This window comes from Photorhabdus aegyptia (assembly GCF_000612035.1).
GTDB lineage: Bacteria > Pseudomonadota > Gammaproteobacteria > Enterobacterales > Enterobacteriaceae > Photorhabdus > Photorhabdus akhurstii.
This window is the reverse complement of record NZ_JFGV01000036.1, coordinates 1-24,643: the sequence shown is the minus strand read 5'-3', so window position 1 is coordinate 24,643 and position 24,643 is coordinate 1. Positions and strand designations below refer to the sequence as shown.

The window sequence follows — 24,643 nt, the reverse complement described above, 5'->3', positions numbered from 1 at the left end:
TTAATCGATATGGCCTTGTTGACGTAAATGGCGGATTAATACCTTCCCTTCCGGTACAAATTCCGTACTAAAACGCACTAATCCTATCTCTTTCAGCTCAGCGTTGATGTCATAACGCAGATGTCCCGGCTCAATTTGCGGCAGTAACGTGATATAGATTCGTTTCAAACGCGGCTCATAGGTCAACAACGTGTGTTCGATTGTGGCGATCAGACTCTGTGACGACGCGGGCAGCCCTTGCAAAATGACGTTGAAATCAGGCAGGCCATAATCCGGTAAGTGAGCAATCGAACCTGCTCGACTGCTCAGGATACGTTGCATATTATCCATCACGGATAAAATCACTTGATTTCGTTCATCGATCTGATTGAGATCCAGCCCACCGTTAAAGTTAAACATCAACATTTCGTAAAGCGAAGGTCTTAGATGTTTCATTGATCACCCCTTCATCCCATTCAATGTCAGGGTGCCGCTACCCAACTCGATCGTGCGCGGTTTCTCAGCATCCAATTCGTCACGCCTGATCACCAACCGCCAACCACTATTGGCGGCATCCGGTGTGTGAAACAGCCCCACAATCCCCACAAACCGTGCCGCTTTCTCCATCGGCATATCCAGTGACACACTCCCCTTCGGCGCCACTCTGATATCCCGCTGCGCCAGCCAATCCGCCTTAAGCGCCTCGCTGTCGCCTTTCAACAGTTCCGTATAACTGGCACGCTCAAATGCTTTATTGTCTTTAAGCTGATAAACACGTACCACCGTGCTCAACGGAGTTTGCGCGCCGGTAATGTTAAGCGCACTGCGCGCAGTGAAATCCAGACGCAGCATTTTCACCTGCTTATGGAAAATGGAATGCGTAACAGCTGCCGTGCCATCAGTTACGGTCTGTGTCAGACCACATCCGGTTAACCCAACTGTCACCAAACACACTATGCCGCCCATTATGACGGATTTAAAATTGATAGCTGCCATTCTCGGCCTCCCTATATTGATAACTCGGTAAGAGCCCTTGATAGTGCCCCAGATTAATTTTCACCATGCCAGAAACCGTTTGTGATCCCGGTTTCAATCCCAATACACCTGTTCGGCCTAACCGAACACGCTGTTTCCCCAACTGCGCTGACGGCAATACCCATTTGGGTAAGGTGAGCTGTAATCGCACACTGCAACGCCAGCCCAGATAAACACGCAACAACACCAACAGGTCGGTATGCAGTTCCCCCTGCGGTAACCACCCCTGCGCTTCATCGGTATCTTCGGTATAGAGCTCCAGCACCATTTGGCTGTTAACATCCGTCCCTACGTTGCCCAGTACTGGACGTTGAGAAAATTGAACCGGATGGCGACGACTTAAGCGAACCGGTTGGGTCAACCGCACTCGCCTGCGATCATGGGGAACCACCTGTACCTGCGTGAGAGGAGCCAACAGCTTAACCAGCGCCATCACCCCTTCTGCTATCCGGGTCGGCAATCGCATGATGCTGAGTAGGGCCAAAAAGCGAGAAACCGGCGTTGCAATATGTTGCTGGCTGCCGGTGATCCCCAAACCAATCAGCCCAAGCAAGCACTGCGATGTTTCATCCTGACCACTCGGTTCATAAGTCGCGGGATAGGAGTATTTACGCCAGATACGGTAATACTGGGTCATCATTCGATGGTTAAAAATATCCAGAAAGTCCGCCACGCCTTCATAGCCTTCACTCTGCTGGACGATATCGTTCAGATAAGCGGAGGGCAGCGGTGAATCGACGCCATACAGGCCGAGAAACGTCGTGCGTACTGTCGGTGGCTGTTCAGGCTGTTGCTCATCCCACTCCACATTTTTCAGTTCACCGGCGGGAAAACCCATACCGGGATCAGGCCGGAAACGGATCGGATCATCACCGGGCGACATCGTACTGCCCAACGGCGGGCATCCATCTCGCATACTCTCCAGCAACTGGCAGAAGCGATAAAAGTTAAAATCGTAAATATTCGGCGCCAGTTGCTGCATTAGCCGGGAATACGCTGATTGTGATTTTCTTGCCATCGCAAACATCTCCCAGAAGGTTGAAGGACCAGTGTCAATTGGTTAAACAGGTGAATATCGGTATACAGCGAGAAGAAACGGTTAAGCAGTTCACCGAACAGGAAAATATCGCCCTCGCCGGAGAAGCCGTTGCTATTAAGGGTTATCTCAATATCAACGCCCCGTAGCAGAAAGCCCTGTTCAAAACGTTGGATTAAGGCGTGTTTCACCCCAACAATGGCGTCCAGACAGCGGCAGTTCATCTCATCATCGGTCCAGTTATAAAGCCCTAACGTGCCGCGCAGCACCTCTGGGTTATCCATCATGCTAAGAAAGTTAGAACCGAGATGGCTCAATATCCGCCAGTGGAAACGATCGTTCGCCGGGGGATAACAGGGCAATGTCGGCGAGCAAAGGTTTCTTACGCGCAGCTGGCCTGCGGCGGAGTGTAATGTCTGCTCAAGTTGGGTGTTACGTAATGCCTGACGAGGTAACTGCCCGTTGGTACCGGTAATACGCAGTGAAAGGGTTTCATCATCAAGCTCAGGGTCAGTTTCAAACGATTCCCCACCGAGGATCAGCCAGGTATCGTGCAAACCCGAAGGGCCTCGACATACACGAGTATGGAAATAACGCTCCGGCGCGGAACTGCGCATAATGCCGCCCCGATGGCGAAAGCTACTGAACGGTACAAAACACTGCGCATCACCTCGTCGGGAAGAGGAGACTTCATCCACCGAGTAAATTTCAGTATGACCATCCTGAATACGCATTGGGCGCAGTAGATACTCATTTTGCATACGCGAAATGTGCATCGGATCAGCTTCAACACGGAACAAATTGATTACCGGCACACAATGCAATCGAATATTTTCCGCTGAAAACTTCAATTCATAGGGCCACAGTTCACTGAGTACGATATCCAACTCAAACCAAGGCGTATTGGCTGGAATGTCTAACGAATCCAAACCATTGAGCGCCACAAACATAAATTTTTCACGGAAAGTAAAATATTCGAGCAACAACTGATAGCCACTGAACGCGCTCTCCTGTTTCGGCCACAAAACATCATCGTTGTCGAATCCCATTGGGGAAAAAGAACCATTCTCAAGACGAGAACGCCCTTCCCGACTGGGCAAGCGTGCGTAAATGTGTTGAGTCTGTCGGGTCAACGCCAGATGTAAGGCAGAACTCACCGGACGGCCCGCTTTGAGATACAGAGGCAGCCGTGACAAATCCACCTTATCCCACTCCGTCAACTGACCGCAGTCAAAACGCAAACGGATTACTGAACGGCCGTCGGCTTCATTTTGCAACGTCGCAGAGGCGATATGCAGCGGTGTAATCGGTATATCACGGGTAGTCCGGTAATAGCAGCGGGTCTGGCTTGGCCCTACGGGCTGAGATATCACTTCAAACCCTTTGGCGATCACTTCACTTTTTGGCAAAGTCTGATAATCAGGCGCCAATTCAACAATGGAGAGTGAAGGAATAGTCCGCAGATAGTGCGGCCACAGCAGACTCACCAGCCCTTCCGTCAGTTCCGGTAAATCATCATCAAGTTTCTGACGCATCCGACCCATCAAGAAAGCGAAGCCTTCAAGCAATCGCTCTACATAAGGATCAAGATCCCGATCGTCGCTCAGATTCAGCATGGCGGCCCGATCCGGGTGCGCCTGCGCAAACTCTTTGCCAGCTTCACGCAGATAGTGCATTTCCGCCTCGTAATAGCGGAGAATTAAATCATCCATATCATCACTCTTAATGGTTGTTATAAAAACGAAAAAAGGGGTAAAACTCGTCGAAAAGGTGTATGACCGCACCTACACCGGACAGACAGCATCAACCACAAAGCACCGAAGCTCTGACCGGATCAATCGCCACCAACCCAGCCAGCAGAGCCTCCATCCGTTGCGCCATCCTCGCTTTATCATGTTCACTGCGTTGGGCTTTCATACGCAGCAACTTAAGCAGACACGCTTTCACCTCAAACATCAGTTCCGGCTCCCATTCGCCAAGATTGAATTGCTCATCGGCGTCAAGTTCAGTCAACAAATGCAGCGCCATTTCATTTTTGCCGTATTGCTCAGCCACCCGCGCCATCAGCAAACGCTGCAACCAGCGGTGACGTGCTCCATTAATGCCGGGCAATTGCCCCAACCAGCGCAACGCTGCATCAATGCCCTCGCTGTCCGCCAGTTGCAGCGCTTCCGCTTCCAGCGCCAAAACGTCATCATCGTGTCGAGGTTGCACCGGCAAATGCTCAAACTGCCAATCAGCCTGATTGTCATAAACCTGTTGGGCTATCCAACTGGTTGTCACCTCATCAGCAAAGGGCGTCCCATCGTTATAGGCCATACTCTCCAGCCCCGGCAGCCGTTCAAGCAGGATTCTCAGATCGTGTTTCATGATGTCCGCCCAACCTTCATAAGGGCAGCCCAATCGGTTTAATGCCTGACAGAGATACCACTGCAAATCCAGCCAAAAATGATTCACCCCTTCCGCAAACATGCGCTCGGCCTGTTCCAATAACTCATGCCAGTTCTGTTGCCGGTAGAGCCGCTTTAACTGAGCGCGATATTCGGTGCGGGGAGGCACCAGACGAGTGCGCTCATCGGCATCCTGTGGCGGCAGCTGATGTACGGTATCCCAACGAACACTGCGTATCAGCCGGGCGGAAGAGAGCCAGCCCTGAGGCTGATCACTCAGATAACGCACCAGTTCCCGCGCCTGATTCAACAGATCACGCCCAGATTGCACCTGACGCCATACCGGTGGTTCACCCGGCGCTGACGCATTGCTCTGCCCGCCCGATGGCGCTGCCGGAGCGGCAGTTTGCGGCACCACTGCACTCACGCCGCCGGACTGAGCTAACCGGCTCTCCAGTGTTCTTGCCAGCCCAACGAGGCTTGGACGAGATTCTTCATCCCAAGAGGAAAATGAGTGTTCCAGTAACACCAACGCCGCCAGAATGTGGTCAAAATCAGTCCGATTGACCTCTGGATAGCAAGATAAACTGTCCCGCATTTTTGCACCGGTCAGCCACTCCAGCGCGGCTTTACGGCTGCTAGTCCGACTGGGCAGCAGGGCTTCGCCAAAACGATCCACCAGCCCGGCCAATAGCGCCAACCCTTCTGCCAGACCACGCTCCCCCTCACAATGCAGCCTGGCCCACACATAGTAGGTCGCCACGCGGACATCTTTACATTTGGTGGTCAACAACCTTTCCGCCAGTTGACAAATCAGAGCGGTATCAATGCCACTGATTTTGTTGACCTCCTCCCGCATATGCTGAAAATCGTCTTCATAGACCGGATCATTACCTGTGGGCAAATCGGCACTAATGGGTAACAACCAGTTTTCCCACAGCGCAGCGTTCTGCCGTGCTTCTGCAAGTGCATCGCGTTCAACAAAACAACTTGCAATTAGCTGTTGCAGCATCTTTATATTCTCCTTTAATGCTGAATATCTCTGTCAGCCACTGGAATCCTGCTCATTAATAAAGAGACAGAAATAACTTCACCGTCGCTATTGAGCTTATTACTCAAGCGAATAACACCTTTAAACATCACAGTCCCTATATTATTAAGAGCAAATTTTTCACATTTCCAAGGTGATAATATTGCCTTGATTATTAGATGCCGCCCGTGAAAGAGACTCGATGATTTTTACCAGATCTTCTCTGGCAATAAATTTCTTCGAAAATACGAGATCGATTTTCTGATTTAAATAAACAGCGACCAGCACACTATTTTCACGTTCCTCAACCTTATTAATACATCCATATGGCAAGAAAATAGTTTTACTCAAGGCGGTCGGTGTTAACAAAAAACCATCCTCTTTCTCGGCAAAGAAACAGCGATCTTCTGTTTTACGATATGAAACGAAATGCATCGCCGCTATCATCATACAAATATTAATCGCGCCATGAATTAACATCACCAGCGTCAAACCACCAAAAATACACGCTTTTTCTCGATACCTTCCCCGTACAAAATAAACAGTGGAATCGGAAGCATTATTATTGCCTTGATATTCAGAGAATGGGGATAGCGTAACTCTTTGAATCGATAACAAACAGCCAATAAAATAAACCGCGCCAAATGGAAAAAAACTCGACACAATAAAAGAGCTGATTTTTGCATACTTTGGCATTTTGAGAATAACAAATAGATTAACCACCTCCAGCAAAATAAAAACCACCATCAAAGCATTCACTATTAATGACTTATCAACAAGATATTGCTCTCTAGAAGAGAGAACAGAATAATCAGCACTAAGTACTGTTATAGCCGCCAGAAAGACGAAACAGGTTAATACATTAATAGCCAAACCTATCCAAGCTATTTTATAGATCTGATTCACAAAAACTCCCTAATTTACACAACATTACATATCAAACAGATAAATTTATATAAAACTTCACATTGGATAATTCGTGACTGAATTTTCCAAAGGTAAGCAATCTATTAATATCTATACGACTGGTTATAGATAATTCCGAGTACTACTCGGTAAATCTTTAATTGAGTTGTTTTACTCCATCCTATTACTTGAATTAGTAATAGTAATAATAACTTATAAAACAATCTTTATCGGGTAAAACTCTTTCACTCTCCTTATCGGATTGCTCGTCGGGAGAATTAGCCTTGATCTCCTTCAACCTCTTTTTTGTGAATTTCTCAAGATTAATTTCCGTAGGATTAGGGAAACCCAATACCGTGAAAATCTCCTCAGCCAGCCTAAATGTCGGTTTAGGTTTTCTCATACAAGAAAAATAGATTAACGGTGAAAAGACAATCGCCATCAAACCCAAAAATGAAGAGATACATTTCATATAATCAATAATATCTTCTCCGTTTTGTTCATCAAAAAGGCTCGGTATCATAAATATAAAAAATAGCAGTAAAGCAAAATACCAAGTAGCGCGTATCTGATATTTGGCATTTGAATGAATCCCCTGCTTACAACGCGGCGTCATAGAAACAATCCTTAATCCGGGATGGGTAATGGCATAAACCACATAATGCCCTTCTTTCTCTGTTACCGCTAATTCAACATAATCACCCACTTTGGCTACCGTAAACCCTAACCAGCCGTGGAATGGGATACCATTGATTTTCCCCCGCACAAAATCACAGACATCACGCTTCCGAACGTTAGTTGACGCATTAGACCCCGAAGTATTTCCCGCCAACGACATTAATAGCCCGCCATACAACTCCAATTCTTCCTGACGGGCAAAGGCAACCGGATCATATTCACGATCAGTAAAATAACCAATCACACACAGGGTTTCGAACTCTTCCAATACGCCACTCACTTTAATTAATGGCTTACCCGGCGGTAATTCCGGTGGCGGCGGCTTTTTTGCTAATATTGCATCCAGTTCGGGGATTTTGGCTTGAATCTCCGCAATGGCTTTTTCTATTTCTTCTCTATCTTCAGGATAACGCGGAATCATTACTTCTCTTTTAACTGCTATTCGTGTATCAAGACGTCTTCTCTGACTTTTTATTTCCTCAAAATCAATGGCCTCTTTAAAAGAACGATAGGTACTCATATGCCGTCCTTAATTGCATTAGCAAGACTGTTACGTTGTTCTTCACACAACTTATCTTTCTGTGATTCAGGGTAAATCCATTGCGTGGATTGCAAATTCTTCGCTGGTTCCAAACCAAAAACACAACTCCGGCACCATTTTTGTAAATCATTATCAGAAAAATACGTCACCAACGCTTCAACCGCAAAAATTAACAGCATCGCCTCCCAAGTACACAACCAAGCAAGAGTTTCCCACGCTAAAAGCTTTGCTACCCCCTCAACAAATAAATTTTTAGAAGAAAGTAATGCTCTATCAATTAAAACTTCTAATAAACCATTTAATGCTTTTACTAACTGCATAAACTCATAAGCACTTTTAAGACCGTAAAGGCCAATAAATTGCCAGCGACCTCTGCCATGCAATTCAGAATAAAGGTCACTGGCATCTACCCCCAGATTTAATGCAGAAGAGAGCGTTCCCGCACTCGCTCCAATAAACTTAATGGTGTTGGCAGCAGCCATATTTTCCATTCCGTGTTTAACTATTGGCTCCACAATCTCCATCGCTGTACTCAGTGTACTTAAAAACGCTGAGGTCACCTGCTCTTGACTCTTAGCATCCCCGTTACTCTCTTGTAGCTGATTGGAAAACTCCAGAATATTGGAAGCCAAAACTAACCATTTAATCCGGGATTTTTTTAATACTGGCTCTCCTTCAGCGCTTCGAGCAAATTCCTTAAAATCACGCTCATAATTATTTTTAGTTTCGAGACGAGCTTTCACTCCCGGCTTCTTAAGCTGCTCCAACACCTGCTGCCGAAACGCATTACCGTCCTTAAGTTGTGATACCGACAGTTCAACCATCTGATCAAGCGGCACACCTGAAATCACCGATAACAACGCTTTACTCAGCATTTCATTCATGCTGTCCAGCACTTTTCCCAAGCGAGTAAAATTCAAGAACCGATCCCCCAGCGTGACCAGTCGCCGGTCACAATGCAGCATGGCACGGGCAAAGGTGCTGTCGGATCTTGGCGGCTTTTCCAGCGCTTCATTCGCTTTATCGTAGGCTTCAATCAGTTTCCCACTCAGATCTGACACCGCTTTCATAAAATCCGAAGGAGCCGCCGGTTGATGGTTATCCTTATTCAGTTTCATCTTCTGTAAAAACCCGTCCATCTCTTTCATCACTTCCGGGTTATTCAGCAATAACGAGCGCCAGATAATATTTTCTGGTGACAGCGCAGAATATTCGTCAATTAAAGCATCTAAATATGCACAACCGGTTTCGGTCACGTTAAGCGAAGCGATGGCATAATCCACCGCCTCACGATAATTGAGATTGTCCTCCAGTCGGGTGGTATGAAAATCCTGACAACAGGTGATAAACCCGCTCTGTTTCAGCCAACTCACCCTCAACTGGGCCAGTTGCTCCAGCTCCTTCGCCACATCGGCACAAAAATCGGCATAACATTGGTTAAATGCCTGTCGTTTAGCCAGATTCAGCTCCGCAGTATATTTCTTCCAATCACGGGCAACACCTTTCTTACCCGCTTCCGCCATGTCACGAGTAACATACTCTTTGAGCTTAGCCTTCTGCTGATCGGAAAAAGCCTTGAACTCCTCCTGCTTAGTGACTTCAAGCGCTTTATCAACCTGCCCTTGCACATCTGCGGCTTTCAATTTATACAGTTGATTTTCCACACCATTCAATGAACTGTCGGTCATAAACTCAATCGACAATTCATCCAGAAAGGTTTTATGCGCCCCGGTGACATCATCACTCCAGCCCGCTAATTCATGCGCTATCCCTATCGGATCATGCAACGCTATTAGCACTGGCGATACCGGCGTGCCATCCGCAGCCCGCCCGCGTTTTTGCATCGCCCTGACCGTAATGTCCGCACATCCCGCTCGCTTGCTACTCCACGGATACAAGGTGCTCTTTGGCCTCAACGCACCGTGATAAACTTCGTAGTAGGGTGCCTCTTCCAATGTCCGGCTGATACGAGACACTTTTCGGTTACAAGGCAGAACATATTTGCCGGAATCATTGTCTCCCAGACAGTAATCGATGACCCCATTCAGGTTCTCTATCGTCGCCTGAGCAATCCCCACCCCTTCCGGCACTCCGCGCCACTGCCACGGTTTCACGCACTGCATCCTCCTTTCCCGTGCTTCGCGGTTGTTGTGATAATACTCGATGGTCTCCTGGCTCCACGCGGAGGGAGAGAAAGCCAGCCAAGTTTCCTGACGCAAAGCAATATCCCTTAGCGCAATAAATTCCACATTAGCGCTCTGATGGGTCGGGGCGTGACAATCTGAGGTTTTCTGGGGAAAGACACCAAAAGGCGCACTCAGATTTTGCCATAACGCACCATCCTCGCTAACGCTCCAGGCATCCCAACTCTCCGGTTCAAATAGCCCGGAATTAGCGTAATAGACATACAAAAAACCCTGCCGTAAGGCACGCAGCGCATAATGGTAACCCGGCGCAGAAGGTTCTGGCGTTTCCGCCCACACCGGCAAGGTTTCCGAAACATCATTAGGCACCACGGTATAGCGCACCGGCAGCAGCGCCGGTCCGGTGGACTCACACATCCAACATAATGATTGATTCATCACAAAATCTCCTGTTCTTCCGAGGGAAGACAGGCACCGCAATCATACCGGCGCCTGTTAGATTCAAAGTGGCTGGCACAACCGCCAGCCCGTCAACCCATTACGCCTGATTGCGCTCATTCCACGAATCAGAGTGAATGATGTTGCCGTCTTTGTACGTCCAGGTGATTTTTTCGTAACGAAGCTCGACACGTTCCAGATGGTTGTGCTTCTCTTTGGTCGGATCTTTGATGTCATGCATCAACGGCGCCACTTTCACCACCTTCACGTTGTTCAGATGAGTGATGAAATAGACCTTCTCCTGACCGGCATCATCAATTTGGTACCACTTGAATTCCGCCGATTTCAGGGTCTGACCAGACGTCACCGCTTTATACAGATACGGACTAGACGCATCGACCTCTTTAGTAAACACCAGCGGCGCATGCACACGGGTACCGGTCAGCTTGCCGGTATTGTTATCCGTCGGGATATGTAGCGCATGTTCCAGCGCCACCACCTCGATACTACCCTCCCGGTTGTGTACATCCACCGAGCCTTTAATGTCGGCGCCGCCGTCATCTTTCAACCATAAATACGCAGGGATTGCCATACCCATGACTCCTCTATTATTGAATGGGTAATGCCACCAATATCGGTGACGTGATTAAAACCCTAACCGAATACATTTTCGGTTTTCATCCCCGGTAAATTCGGGGAACAGTCAATAGATGCCGGTATTTCCTGACTCGGCAGTTAACCGGGAGAAGAATAATCATATAGCCTGACACATGCGTTCAAATTAATAGATCCATTAACTGCATAGACAGTTATTGAATAATTCATATCCTCCCTGTGGGTGCATATTAAAATCAAGTATTTTTTTATCAAACAGCACAAAATGTTTAATGAAAACGGCAAAGTTCATTATATCTAAACCAAAATTAAACAGAATGTCATTTGTTTAGATAAAAAGATCGCATTGATTAAAACAATATGATAGCGACTCACCATACAGATATTTACATTTCTCACAGCCCTAACAATAGAATATATTTTTACTTTATTTTCAATGCGTTAATTAACACTAAAAATACAACACCGGCATTATCCCATCCTTGCCATGACTCAGACTCATTATCATCAATACGTTACCGACACGCAAAAAAGAATAATTCTCAGTTATATTATGCGAATGAGAATAGATTTCATTATTTAAAATAATCTCATCGAAAATAGCCTCCCGTTGATTCAGGACAGCGATTACCCTGCCTCATCACAAAGCATTAAACATAAATAGGAATATCATGATGATATGCTTATAACATATTGACCATCAGATGAATAACCAAACTCAGTTAAATATTCTGGAGATAACCGGCAATATCACGCCATTTACCCTCCCCGGTTTATACCGTCAAATAAGCGATTATTCTGTTCCCCAGTCGTCGTTATTTATCCCCGATTCAGCAAGGCTATTTCCCGTCTTCTCCACAAAAATCGTTTTCGGCAATCTAAACCCCCGCAGTTTCAATAATGCCAGCGGCCCTTTCCCGACTTCGGTCCGCAATACCCAGGTCAGCGGCAACCCCTCCGGCGTGGTAAATCTCAGCCGGTAACGACTTTCATCCAGCATCTGCACTTGTGCCGCCTCCAGCCAGCGAATTAATCCCCACGTCCCCGGATAGTCGCCATACAGCCGCGCCCCGGTATTCACTCCGGTCCAGGTCAGCGCCACGCCGGGATTATCCTCGTCCCCCGGCCAGCGTAAACGCTGCCAGCTCTCCATCTGATTAAAGTAACGCAGCCGCTGGCCATCTATCGTCAGGTCCGTTTCCGCCACATCACCCACCGGTTTCGCCCGCAATTCAAAGCGTATTCCCTCGCTGCCGTTAGCAAACAGCACATCCGCGACCTGACTCAGTTGATTTATCGCCGTTAAAAAGGCCGGGTTGACATGCAGTCCCTGACTGTTCACCTTATCCACCACCCAATATTTCCCCTCTTTATGCAGTACGCCGCCTAACTGACTGTGCAGGAACTGCTCTATCCGCCCGCTGTCGGCCCGGATAAACTGCCCGAGCATCGGCAGCGAAGCCTCATTTTGCCCCGCCACGAACGGGTAACGGCCGTCAAAATCGGTCTGCCAGTCCGCCGCCACCGCCGACTGCCATTGTTCGTTCAGACTGGCCGCCGCCGGCTGTAGCACTGTCTGCCACGCTTCGGTCAACGGTTGCACGAACACCGCCTGACCAAACCCATTCCATTCCGCCCCCAGACTGGCGGCTATCAGGCTGCCGTAGGTCCGGGTGTCCGTCAGCGCCACGCTTTTCCCCTGAAACACGCTCTGCGCCAGCGCTTCCATCACCGCCGGGGGGTCATCGGTATTCGCCAGTTGTTGCAGCGCCAGACGCACCCGCGTCACCCGCGTCAGGAAGGTTTGCAGACTCAGTGACGGGTCCGCCGTCAGCCCGGTTTCCTCCGTGTTTTTACCCATCAGCGCCAATAACGGACCAAACGCGTTATCCAGCGGCCCCGCTGGAAGCCGGGTCTGGTCAATCATCGGCTGCTTATTTTTCTGGAACAGGTTTTGCGCCGATTTCACCAGCGAATCCGCCAATGCCGCACCCGGTTGTCCAGCTTCCCCCTGATAAGCCAGCGTATCCATCAGGGCAATCAACGGGGACTGGCGCACATCCGCCATCAGGGTTAACTGGTCGATGGTGTCGGACAGGTTATGGGTTTTATGCCAGCGCAGGCTGTTGAGGAAGTTCAGCCACGCCCCGGCGAAGTCGGTAAAATAACGCGCTGTCAATCGGGCTTTCAGCTCCGCCGGGGATACCGCCTTCAATACGGGTTGACGGCCGTCACTGAGCACCCAGTCAATCTCCTCCTGCCGGGAAGCTGCCACCTGCGCTATCGCTTTTTGCACCTGCCCTTCCCATGCCTGACGGGTAAACATCCCCGGTACTACCTGACGGCTGCTAAACAGGCGACCGGCATCGGTGGCGCCGGTCATCTGCGCCAGAGTTAAATCCCCGTAGCTGTGAGCCACCTGTCGCAGCATTTTCTGGTACAGCATCGTTTCCGCATGACGCTGCCCCAACTGATTGAGCAGTATCTGACGCACTTCACTGACCAGTTCGTTATCCACGCTGATTTTCCACTCCGGGTGGCGCGGTAAGTTCTCGGCATAAAACGTCAGTAACGCCTCGCCGCTGTTCTGCCATAAGCCATCCGTCACCCCGGCCCGGTGCGGCCAGTCCGCCATCAGTACCCGGCTCATCACCGCCGCCTCCGCTTTCTCCGGCCGCGCCATCATCAGGTACACTTTCAACTGGTCGTAGGCCAATTTGATACGCTGATGACGCTGTGCGCTACCCGCCGGCAGATTCACCAGTTCCGTCAGGCGCTGATGAAGCAACCGGGCAGCGGCATCACGTATCAGTTCGGCATTATTGCGCTGATACACCGGCCACATCGCTTTCAGCAGGGCATCATTCTGATTGAACCCGAAACGGCTGTACCAGGGCGCCCCCCGCTCTGACTGAGACTGCAACCGGTCAATCTCCCGTTGCAGCCCATGCTGACTGAGCAAACGGGCCGATAAATCTCCCTGACGGTCGCTGGCCGCGCTGATGCGTTCACGGCTCACCGCTATCTGATGCCGGTTAACCCAAAACGAGGTCACACTGCCGACGCCCCACAACGCCGCCAGCGCTATCACACTCCACTGCGCGCTTTTCTCCCACGGAAAACCCACCGCCTGCCCCCGGCTATCGCGCACATGCTCCAGCACCCCGCCCCAACTGGCATCCCCCAGCCAGCCATGTTCCACCATCCCTGCCGGCACCGGCAGCGGTAAACTGAACGTCACGCCCGACAGCCTTATCGGCGGCCGGTCTAACAATGGCGTCAACTGCCGGACCAGACGTGTCACCCCGTCATCCCGCAAAGACTGCGCCAGTCGCAACAGAAAATCGTGACGGTTCTCCGCTATCGCCTGTTCCATGCCCCGGTTCGCCAGCGTGGGTATCAGGCTATCCAGACTCTGCGCCAGCATCTCGGGCGTCCCCCCTTCCGACAGAAAACAGCCCACCGTCTGAGTCGACCGGTCGCGCTGGTCCCAGTCGCTGTGACGCACATTCCACACATACACCGGCGCCTGCCAGCCTAGCTGTTGCCCCTGTTTCTCCAGCATACGCAGCGCGGTCTCTATCTGCGTCCGCTGGCCGAGCTGGTCTTCGGTTATCGCCCACACCACCCCATCCAGCGGGAGACGGCGACGCAACCTACGCAACGCCTGTAACTGCGCTTTATCCGGTTGAACCTGCAAACTGCCGCCCCACAGCAATAGATTGTGCTCACCCTCTTGCCAGTGCTGAGCTGTCAGCCCGGGGACAATCGCTTCCACTTGTTCCGGTTCACCTGTGACCATTAAAATCCGTACCTTAAACCGCCAGAAAGAACCATAACGACGGCGCAAATGGCGGGTCAGTTCTCCGAATGCCGGGTCAGGTTCAGGCGATGCAGATACCGTTTCAGGTACCTCACTTTGTCGCCGCCAGTAACGAAACGCGGTACGAGCATCATGGACAAACAAGCGTGTTATCAGAACAGAAATCAGCAAAAACAGCACACTGGCAATCAATACATAGCACTGAAATGCCAGTTGTTTTTCTAATAACGGCTGCCCCTGTATGTTCAACCACGCCGGCTTAAACCATATCATCAGACTACAGACGGTTATCAGCACCAGCGGTAATCCAAAAATACCCCAGAATAACGTCATATATTTCTTCATACTGTCTCCAGTGTTTCTACCGGTTTAATCACCATAAACCAGGGAATAAGCCTATCGGGCGCAGGCGTGCTCATGACTAATTGCGCCTGCTTTTGGGTGGTTACGGCATCAACAGCAACGGCCGCCGCTAACCAAGGGGAAGCTATGCCGGTAAAACCGGTTTGCACGTCAATATCACACTGCCTTTCCGTCTGTTTCCCCACATTGGGCAGTTGATCAATTAATGGAGTAAATATCGCCTGAGATTGGTTATCGCAGCCCATGCCCGAGAACCACAATTGATGAATTGAGTCGGCCGGAATATCAGCCCATAGCAACGCCTGCGACAATGCATATTTCATGTCATCATCCCGGGTTAGTTCAGGACGATGTATTATGGCTTGTACCGCAGAGAGCGGTTCAAGTTGTGGTACGAACAGAGTAGATTGGCGAACGGGTGTTGAATTCAGCAATAACGCAACGTCAGCATCACCTTGACCGTCCATCACTTCTGTCGCAAGCCGAATAGCGACTATCAGCAAAACGGCATTATGGCGGGAGGTATCCAGCCAGCTATCAATAATATCCAGCCCCGCTCCCGGCAATATTGATAACGGAGTACTGATGCCCGAAGCTTCCCAGGCTGACTGCCAGACCGCTTCATAATCCGCCGCATCTAAACCCGCATCAATCTGTAACGACGAGAAAACCGTATAATTAACCGGTAACTGACGCAATGCGGTGGTCAGTGTCTCATCAGCTAACAGCGCCGCCATTTTTTCGTAAAGCCGCTCACGGTTCGGGCGTTCTGGCATATCGAAACGTATCTGACGCACAACCTGACCATGAGCCATATCCACCCATGAAGGTAATACAGCCTTTTGTGTCATTAACTGTGTCGCCAGTGAGCCGGTCATTACTGTTTGCGGAAGCTCCACCACATGAGCCAGCACATTTAAATGCCGCTGACCTCGCTGTGTCTCCTGATATAAACAGACCTCACGCTCATAATCCCAACTATCAGACCATATCTGGCAGATTTGGTAACACAAGCACCTGATGCCAAAAGCACCGGCCCAGGCGAGAAATGGGAAAACCAGAAAACAGCACCAGAACCAAGGGGTATGAATTGGCATACCGGCGGGCCAGTACACAACCGTGGCGCAACCACCCAATGATATAAATATCATCAGTGCAATCAGCCAGCGTTTTATTATCGGCCCCGGTTTACGCTCTGCCGGTATAGGAATAGCACTCATATCTACGGGCATACATTAACTCACTGTCGCAGTGTTTAAAGAGGTAATCAGCGTGCAACCGCAACCACAGCGATGACCATGAAAGGCCACCGGCAGGCCGTTATCTTTTAGCGTGGGATGACCTTCGATAATCGTGGTATTACCGTGTTTCGGACAGGAAACCGGATCGGTTTTACGTGCAACACCAAGACCGCCGAATTTCATTTTCTGCGAACCACTCAGCACCTGACCACCGTGAGTGGTTTTATCATGAATACGGATAATGCCTTTCATTCTATAGCCCCTTGTTGTGTTAATTTTTTTTCAATTTCTTCAATATCGGCATGATCATCAGTGGTTCTAATCAGGTCACGCTTAATATTCACCGTTTCTTTCAATGAATCAGTCTGGATAATAAAGCTAATTGTCTTTTCACCTTTTTTCTTCATCGCCACCTGTTCACAACCTACCTGATAGGTTTTACTGAATAAGGAAGGTGTAATTACCAGTTGATCGCCATAAATACCCAATACAGGCCGATTAGTCAGGCGAATACCGTTAAAGGCAGATACGATTGCAGCAACCACTAATAATATCGCCATCGAAGCGGTAATACTGAATTGCACAACAGCCGCCACACCTAATATGACCGCAACGATATAAAAACGTTCCTGACGAAAATGAAGGCAAGGGGAAAGTTGCTTTTTATTGACTGAATTAAATAACGGTAACTCAGCGAATCGTAAGTTATTATAACTCATAAGAAAACCGATGATATACACACATCCCAAGGGAAGCGTTATTAATCCAGACAACATAGCCAAAAAGAGCGCCAGCTTTTTATGAACAAAAAGGAATAATACACTGACCATCTGTATCGCGATAGCAATTGCTATCAGTTGAGCAATAGGATAAAGCTCCTTAAGAGTCTCTTGATCCTGATAATTTAAACCATTTTGAGTTGCCTGTTGTAACTGCAAATAATAAAAAAACCCTCCGATAGCTATCAAATCAATAATCAAACCTAACCACAGGATTATACTCAACTTTTTCATAAGAACTCCAATCAATCATTTTAACTAAACTTACGGTCTCTCTTGTATTACACAAGCTTTCTTTCAGGCGAGCGGAAACCATTAACGCATTGTTAATTTCAATTTTCCCTTTCTTGGGATAACTTAATGATTATTCCTTTCGCTTTTTACTGTCTTGCTTTCTTAACTTTTAACCTCACGCTATCGAACTACTTTTACCTGAGTTCTATTCAGTGATTGATGAATGAGTTCTGCTTTTAAATTCAGACACAAGTAAAATACAGGAATACTCCGAGGCAACACCATATTCGCCATTATATTACCTCAATTTCAACATAACAAAGATAAAAACCAGTAGCAATAAGGCACCCAAAAACACAATACATCCACGTTTAAATCCAGATAATGACCCAGAGGTCACTATGCGTGATTCTGGAATGCGTGTTGGCTGGTCTTGTATACCTTCTGAATCTGAATTACGGAATAAATCTAACAATATCAATATATTTTTAGAAAGCAATTCAATATTATTATTCTCATCAACGAGAACAAATTTAAAATCACAATCCTGTGTATAAGCAAGAGTATACAGATAATCACTGTCGTATTCCTTGAAGACACTCCCCGGCTTATCAACTCCGGAAATTAAATCCGGACGCTCATTTTGTCGCTGACTCAAATAGACAAAGAGAGAAGGTAGATCGTCAGGCTGTTTTGGGTTAAGCATCATATAGCCAATTTTACCTTCCTTTACAGCCTCCTCCAGCCAAATATAATAATTTTCTAACTCTGATCTAAAATCAAAAAGTAGTCTCTCCTGTTTTTTTGCGGAAGTTGCCTTTACAAGCTTCTGCAATATTTTCAATAAATTACTGACATTCTGCTTACCTTCTCCTTCTGATGTTATCCCATATTTTTTTACAATTTTCTCTTGCAAACATGTACGTGCTGATGACTTACGATTATGCAACGCCTGACGTTCTTCCCGCGTCTGACTCGCCAACACATAACGCCATAAATGCACAGGATTATTCGCAGCGCTGACATTAATCGGGTCATCAGGATCAACCTGACAATCCTCTTCCACTTCTTGAGGCCATTGCGGCATTTTGCTGGTCTGCCCCGCAATATAACGGGCAACACTGGCAATTAGAGCAAATGGCAGCCTTATGATCCCAAAAATCCATTCCCAACGAAAACTCATCCTAATTAGATACTGTAATCCAAAAGCATAACTTTCCTTTTGTTTCTCAATGGGAGGACACAATAAGATAATATCCTTTTGTTCCTGTAAACACTCTTCCTCCATATAGCAACGGATAAACTCCCAATAACCCGGCATAATATCCCGCCAGCCGGAAAGCCCAAGACTAAATGTCTCTAATACCGTTTCTTGATCGTCTGCCAGAATATGACCGTCAATACACCATTCCCGCATCTTGCCTCTTCCTTCAGTCAAAGTGAAAAACACCTCCTTCCAGGGCACCGATAATACCGTGCCACTAAAACGATAAACATGAATCATCTGAGTTTTGCGGTTAAAACGAATAGGATAATGCGTTGTAGTAAACCACTCTTTTAGAGTAAGCTTGCCACTGAAATAGATCATAAATGCAAGAGCGCCTGTTCCCAAAAATAATCCTAATAAAGAAGGTGCTGGCACATTATAAACAATATATTGATAAATCAGCTTCCCATATCCGTAAACCCCGATGCCTATAACGGAAAAGAATAACGTTGCAATAGCTGAATTAACTAATCCCTTATCTTCATAATACTTATCCACAGTTTCCATGTAAGTGGAATTCATACGGATCACCGTATCGTAATCAGAAAAATACCGACCATATTTACCGTCTATCTGAGTCGGTTTTCCCTGATAAAGTCGATCACTTTTCTCTTGTCGAGTCAAAGGACGATTCAGTTTATAAGGGGTATGCAAGCCATTTAATTGCATAATTACACCTCCGCAGGGATTTTATTCGGACAAATAGCCGCGTTGTAAGCAATAATTTCGTTCATGTGCTTGCCTTTATTTATCCGTAGATGAATGAGCCATTGCAATTTTCTCTTGCAAACGGGTATATGCCGATAACTGGCGATCATATAATGCCTGACGTTCTTCCCGCGTCTGATTCGCCAAAACATAACGCCATAAATGCACGGGATTATTCGCTGCACTGACATTAATTGGGTCATCAGGATCAACCTGACAAGCCTCTTCCACTTCTTGGGGCCATTGCGGCATTTTGCTGGTCTGCATCGCAATATAACGGGCAACACTGGTAATTAGAAAAATTGGCATCATTACCAATCCAAAAAGCCAGGCCAAACGAGAACCCATCCGCATCAGATACTGTAATCCAAAAATATAACTTTCTTTCTGTTTCTCAATGGTAGGACATAAAGCGATAATATCCGCCTGCTCCTGTAAACACTCTTCCTCCATATAACAACGGATAAACTCCCAATAACCCGGCATCAATTTCAAATCACCAGAAAGTCCCAGACTAAATGTATCTAATACCGTTTCTTGATCGTCTGCCAGAATATGGCCGCTGATACTCCATTCCGGCCACTTACCACCTCCTATTGTTGGGGTAAAAAATACCTCTTTCCAAGGAACCGATAATACTGTGCCATTAAAACGGTAAACATGGATCATTTGGGTTTTGCGGTTAAATCGAATTGGATAGTGTGTCTTAGCAAACCACTCTTTTAAGATAAATTTGCTACTGAAATATAAAAAAAACATGGCAACCAATTGAAAAATAAAAAAACCCGTTAAGATCTCATAATTTCCGTTGAAGCCCTGAAAAATCATAATAGCAGTAAAATATAACGATAATCCTAAGTAGCCAAAAAATACCGTTGCATGAAGAGAACTAACAAATCCCTTCTCTCTATAATACTTATCCACCGTTTCCATATAAGTAGAATTCATACGGATCACCGTATCGTGATCAACAATATACATACCATATTTAGCGGTTATCTTAGTCGGTTTTCCCTGACAAAGTTGATCGTGCTTTTCTACCCAAGTCAAAGGGCGGTTCAATTTATAAGGATTATACAAGATATTCCATTTCATAATTACGCCTCCGCCGAAGTCATTAATTTGTTAAAAGCGTCCATTTCCATTCTGCTATCTGGCCAGATAGCAGGAATATCCTCTTCACCTGCCGGAATTTTGCGCCACAAGCAGGCTGCCAACCATTCTTGGATCTCATCTTTCTTCTTCATCGCCAAATAAATATTGGCACCAAAGTAAAACAGCAAGGTAATAAAAATACTTACCGGCCCCAATGAACAGACAATTAACACCAATCCACTCACCGCCGAAATCAGATAAGCGATTCCTGATCCTACATTGCCTTTCCTAATGTCATCTATTGCATGATACCCATCCCATAATACCCCAACGATCCCGGCCCAAGAGCCAACGGATTTCATTATCTCAAGACCTTTCAGTAACTTAAGTAGGTTTTTTTCCCAAAAAACAGAACTCAGCATAGGCTGTAATCTAAGTACCTGAAAATCATTCAACAACCGCTCACAAGTTTCAGCGATAGCCCCCATTGCGGAGACCAGATCCGCCATAAACCGGGTGCACGCCTCAGTCTTACCCTTGGTCCACCCAGCCGCACGCAATGCGGAAATCTGCAACACCAGAGAGAAGGTACAGCCGATAAAGGGCGGGACTTTTGCCAACTGCTCGGCAGCACTCTTGACAGAACTGGCCTCTAACTGCGCTAGTTTTGTGCGTAACGTCCCCGGAAACAGCTCCGCACGGATCTCATCGACAGAATGCAAGGTTTTCACCAAAGACTTAGCCCGTTCCGCCTCCGGTAAAGCCAAGGTCTTTTCCGCTTCACCTGCGTCTGCCAGCACAATAAAGTTGAATTCCTGATCCCCCTCCATCGGCAAGCCATCAATCTTTAAACGACTCATTTCAGCGTCAACGTAGTGACGAAGCTGATCTGAGGAAGGACGCCGTTTCAGATCCCCCAGCTCACTGGTCACAGCGACCACCGCACTGATAAAATGTTTACGTTTTCCGACGAACTTAATGACTTTTAATTCCTTGCCATGCAGCTTAGCTAATACGACCAGTGCAGGAAGCGGCACTTTTTCCACTGCTTTATTCATCACTGCAAACAAAGTGCTACTCAGTTCATTCAGGTATTTTTCTATTGTGAGCGAAACCGGTCCATCGAAGTGCTCAGCGATGTCTTTAAGCCCATCCGGTATTTTATCCCAGGCGAGAGAGCCGTAGTTTCCACCGGTCTTTAAGACTCCGTGAATTTGCTCTATTTTTTTATCGCTGTTCATCACCAGCGCACGTAATAGCAGATTATCCGGCGTGATGGTGGTGCTCATCATCTGCTCTTGAAAATAACGGGAGGCCCCCAGTTTATCCTGCATGCCTGCAACACAGTCATGGACTGACTGCACAAACAGCGCACCGCTATAATCGTCTGTGCTATCAAAGTTATGGTCAAAATAGTCCAGCAGGGCCTGACTTTTCAGCCAGTCCAGATACATTTCGGTCATCGGCGAGATAATGGTGTTGTCATACCGCGTCAGATCGGTAGTGAACCGATCCATAAACGCTTTTTCTTTATCACGATCAATGTACTTTTCGTAATCTGACCAATATTCCCGTACCATCCGTTTTAATGTCGAGCTGTCTAACCCGCTCTTGCTGGTATCCACAACCCCAGGATTACCCGATAGATATGCTCCGCCAGAAATGTAGTAACCGTATTGCACTTGCATTTGCAGAGTTTCATCTTCATTTATCTGATCCCGCTCAAACTGTCGGCATAACGCCTCTTTCAGCGTGCTTAAAGAAGCCGAAAGCGCAACTCCTCTGATGTAGTGTGGATTTTCATGAAACTGCGTCTTTAACCGATAATTCGCCAGCGCAGTAATATCCTGCACCACAGCAACCGGATCAGACAGAAACAGTATGACGCCTTTGTCTGGCAGCAATTCTCTGACAGCCCACCATAGATTGTCCGGCTCAAATAACCATTTCCCATTCCAATGAGAGCTGGTGTAATCGGCAATACGCCGGTTGGTATCTATCTGCGTATGATATTCCGCTACGGTATCCGTCAGTGACGAGAACGGCAGTGCATTCTCCCCCTCTCCACTGTTTAGCCATTTTTCCATATCAAAACGCTGCATATATCGCGCACGATATACCGGATCTTCATGCTTTTTACGTACCGCATCCGTCCACTGCACCGCCGACCATGCCAGCCAAAAGGCTTTGTTTGTCAACCCCTTCGGCAACACCGGTAATGTCACCAGCGAAGCACGCGCCAACTCATCTGGCTCATCAATGCAAGGTTTCATTTCACCATTGGTTAGACGCGGCGGAACTTTGCCATCGGCGGGCAGAAGATAGTAGTAGCCCTCATCAGTCACGTAATAATTAATCCAGCCATTGACCAGCTCATCCCAGATATACAAAAAGCCTGCACGCAACACACGGGTGGTATAGCCGGTTTCGCCTTTTCTCTCTACCGGCATCGATATGCTCGCAGGCAAATCCGGCACACCATCACCCTGCGCCTTGATGGCAGGACGAACAAGTAAAACAGGCAGTCCCTTGCGGGTACAAAAATTACAGCCAGGGTTATTCACAATAAAATCTCCTGTATTGCACACTATTTATTTCAGGTTTTCCGGGTTAAGACGGCCCAGCAACGCTCCGTTCGCGTCGCTAGCGATAATCGATGTTTCTTTAAGGTTCATCATTCATAATTCCATCGGCTAAAGTTGCAGGTAGCGGACTTTACTGGTCATTTCTTGCCACTGTTCATCCGTCCAGCTACGGGTGATACGCTGGTAATACCCCGTAACATGTTGGCACCGGCCCAACAGCTCTTTCATTCTCGGCGCTTGATGAAACTCGTCATTTAGGGTGACGCCATGTAACGCAAAAGCCGTCAGATCCTGTTTATCGGTCAATGACCACTGCGTCATGGCGATATCAAATAGCGCATCAATACGACGGCTAAGCGTCTGCCGCTGCGCAAGATCAGACGTCACCGGCAACTGAGCCAATACCTGATTAATCAGGCCAATACGCTGAATTTGAGCAAATGACGCCGACGTTTCCCCCTGCTGGTAACGGACTTTCTCCGGGAAGGCCAGCGTATGCCAGTTACCCTCCAGCCAGAATGTCCAGTGAGTAATGTCATCCGAGGCAATCCGGCGTGAAAATGCCCAAGGCCCCATCATCCAGTGCAAATGAAACAGGACACGAGGATCGTAATAACGCAGGATATGCCCCTGCTGTTTCTCCTTGAGATACAAGGCATTAACCAGCACGTTTTTTATTGCCGCCAGAGATAAATCACTTTTAAGCAATAAGGTGAGAAACGGCGGCGAGTCAGGATCTGTTTTCAGACGCGCTTCATTGAGAAGACGGAACCAAACATCAGACGGCAACTCATGCAACGGCAACAGCCAGGGATACAAATGCGCCTGAGGAGCAAGCAGCGGTGAAACAACTTCAATCACCGGCAATGCTTCCGGCAACTGTTGTACAACCACGCGATCAATCAGCGCATATTGATGCTCGGCAAATGCCAGCGGTTCAGTCAGATAATGAGTCATCATCAATTCCTTAGCCTAATGGCACCGTCGCGTCGCCCCGATCGGTCGCTTCGGCAACCATCACGTCACAGGCAGTAAAATGGGGATAAGGCACGTCCAGCTTTGCCGGTTCGGTATAATCGAAATTCGCGCTTTTGACGTTAAAATCTCCCGGGGAACCGTGTTCAATCTTGCCGGGTTCCAGCGTCAGATAGGAGCCGCCGCACTGCAAAGTGATTTTCTTTTTAGCTGAGATCAGGATTTCGTCATCACTGCTAGTGATCGTTACGCCTTTCTTGGCAACGATTTCAATCCCATCAGTTTGAGCTTGCACCTGAATCTTCCCGGCCGCCGCAACCAGTTTCATTCCTAGCTCATGCACAAACACCACCATTGATTTTTTTGCCGCCAGTACCATACGTTTCAACGACGAGATTTCAGTGTTGCCACCGGCAGTCATCATCAGGTTTTTACTGGCGCTGTGCTGAATATGCTGCGGTGTTGACAGCGCGATGCCGCCTAACGCCCCCGCGACAATCACCGGTTCCCGTAATTGCTCGACATTCCGTTGTAGAAAATGCTGTTGGGTATTACTATCCAGCGGATCAATCTGTGCCGTTTGCAACAGATCAGAGAGCGATTCTGCCAATGACAAAGCATCAGCAAGCTGGCGTTTGATCTCATCCATGTCCAGTTGTCTGCCACAGGCTTTAGGCTGGGCATGCGTACTCAGCAACAGCCCCTTCCCGGCCCGGATCGCTCCCCAGTCGTCGGTGCGCAACTCAAAGCCTTCGCCGCGTTTGTTGGGATGCGGTCGCTG

General features: G+C 47.9%; 18 protein-coding genes. All 18 read right to left on the bottom strand.

Translation table 11 applies throughout. The features are described from left to right. Positions 1 to 435, bottom strand: a complete 435-nt coding sequence (gene tssE / locus BA1DRAFT_RS12415) for a type VI secretion system baseplate subunit TssE (protein ID WP_036779549.1) — start codon at positions 433 to 435, stop codon at positions 1 to 3. A gap of 3 nt (positions 436 to 438) precedes the next feature. After that, complete coding sequence (tssJ, locus tag BA1DRAFT_RS12410) at positions 439 to 975, bottom strand: type VI secretion system lipoprotein TssJ (RefSeq protein ID WP_036779547.1); 537 nt, start codon at positions 973 to 975, stop codon at positions 439 to 441. Further along, positions 956 to 2,032, bottom strand: coding sequence for a type VI secretion system baseplate subunit TssG (gene tssG / locus BA1DRAFT_RS12405; RefSeq protein WP_036779545.1), 1,077 nt, complete (start codon positions 2,030 to 2,032; stop codon positions 956 to 958). The genes tssJ and tssG overlap by 20 nt, the downstream gene beginning before the upstream one ends. After that, the gene (tssF, locus tag BA1DRAFT_RS12400; RefSeq protein WP_036779542.1) at positions 1,996 to 3,762 is read right to left on the bottom strand and encodes a type VI secretion system baseplate subunit TssF; all 1,767 of its coding nucleotides are present in this window, start codon (positions 3,760 to 3,762) and stop codon (positions 1,996 to 1,998) included. The genes tssG and tssF overlap by 37 nt, the downstream gene beginning before the upstream one ends. A gap of 91 nt (positions 3,763 to 3,853) precedes the next feature. Next, the gene (gene tssA, locus BA1DRAFT_RS12395) at positions 3,854 to 5,452 is read right to left on the bottom strand and encodes a type VI secretion system protein TssA (protein WP_036779540.1); all 1,599 of its coding nucleotides are present in this window, start codon (positions 5,450 to 5,452) and stop codon (positions 3,854 to 3,856) included. Positions 5,453 to 5,611: 159 nt separating this feature from the next. After that, positions 5,612 to 6,376: a hypothetical protein gene (locus BA1DRAFT_RS12390; protein WP_036779537.1), complete on the bottom strand. Its 765-nt coding sequence runs from the start codon at positions 6,374 to 6,376 to the stop codon at positions 5,612 to 5,614. 193 nt (positions 6,377 to 6,569) lie between these two features. Next, a complete protein-coding gene (locus tag BA1DRAFT_RS12385; protein ID WP_036779534.1) occupies positions 6,570 to 7,574 on the bottom strand; it encodes a putative type VI secretion system effector in 1,005 nt (334 codons plus the stop codon). After that, complete coding sequence (locus BA1DRAFT_RS12380) at positions 7,571 to 10,177, bottom strand: T6SS effector BTH_I2691 family protein (RefSeq protein WP_036779531.1); 2,607 nt, start codon at positions 10,175 to 10,177, stop codon at positions 7,571 to 7,573. The genes BA1DRAFT_RS12385 and BA1DRAFT_RS12380 overlap by 4 nt, the downstream gene beginning before the upstream one ends. Before the next feature lie 100 nt (positions 10,178 to 10,277). Next, positions 10,278 to 10,769, bottom strand: coding sequence for an Hcp family type VI secretion system effector (locus BA1DRAFT_RS12375; RefSeq protein ID WP_036779528.1), 492 nt, complete (start codon positions 10,767 to 10,769; stop codon positions 10,278 to 10,280). A gap of 816 nt (positions 10,770 to 11,585) precedes the next feature. Continuing rightward, positions 11,586 to 14,960 (bottom strand): ImcF-related family protein, encoded by a 3,375-nt coding sequence (locus tag BA1DRAFT_RS12370; RefSeq protein WP_036779526.1) that lies wholly within the window; start codon positions 14,958 to 14,960, stop codon positions 11,586 to 11,588. After that, a complete protein-coding gene (locus tag BA1DRAFT_RS12365; protein WP_036779524.1) occupies positions 14,957 to 16,210 on the bottom strand; it encodes a hypothetical protein in 1,254 nt (417 codons plus the stop codon). The genes BA1DRAFT_RS12370 and BA1DRAFT_RS12365 overlap by 4 nt, the downstream gene beginning before the upstream one ends. Before the next feature lie 3 nt (positions 16,211 to 16,213). Continuing rightward, positions 16,214 to 16,471, bottom strand: a complete 258-nt coding sequence (locus BA1DRAFT_RS12360) for a PAAR domain-containing protein (protein ID WP_036779522.1) — start codon at positions 16,469 to 16,471, stop codon at positions 16,214 to 16,216. Further along, the gene (locus BA1DRAFT_RS12355; RefSeq protein ID WP_036779519.1) at positions 16,468 to 17,232 is read right to left on the bottom strand and encodes a hypothetical protein; all 765 of its coding nucleotides are present in this window, start codon (positions 17,230 to 17,232) and stop codon (positions 16,468 to 16,470) included. Before BA1DRAFT_RS12355 ends, BA1DRAFT_RS12360 begins: the two co-directional genes overlap by 4 nt. A gap of 298 nt (positions 17,233 to 17,530) precedes the next feature. Next, complete coding sequence (locus BA1DRAFT_RS21310; protein WP_051560773.1) at positions 17,531 to 19,168, bottom strand: DUF6708 domain-containing protein; 1,638 nt, start codon at positions 19,166 to 19,168, stop codon at positions 17,531 to 17,533. Between the two features lie 75 nt (positions 19,169 to 19,243). After that, positions 19,244 to 20,302: a DUF6708 domain-containing protein gene (locus BA1DRAFT_RS12345; protein WP_036779517.1), complete on the bottom strand. Its 1,059-nt coding sequence runs from the start codon at positions 20,300 to 20,302 to the stop codon at positions 19,244 to 19,246. Positions 20,303 to 20,304: 2 nt separating this feature from the next. Then, the gene (locus BA1DRAFT_RS12340) at positions 20,305 to 22,866 is read right to left on the bottom strand and encodes a T6SS effector BTH_I2691 family protein (RefSeq protein WP_036779514.1); all 2,562 of its coding nucleotides are present in this window, start codon (positions 22,864 to 22,866) and stop codon (positions 20,305 to 20,307) included. Between the two features lie 129 nt (positions 22,867 to 22,995). Then, on the bottom strand, positions 22,996 to 23,844 hold the full coding sequence (locus tag BA1DRAFT_RS12335; RefSeq protein ID WP_036779511.1) for a DUF4123 domain-containing protein: 849 nt from the start codon (positions 23,842 to 23,844) through the stop codon (positions 22,996 to 22,998). Positions 23,845 to 23,854: 10 nt separating this feature from the next. Next, positions 23,855 to 24,643, bottom strand: a 789-nt coding sequence (locus tag BA1DRAFT_RS12330; RefSeq protein WP_152544323.1) for a DUF2345 domain-containing protein, incomplete at its 5' end; no start/stop codon positions are given.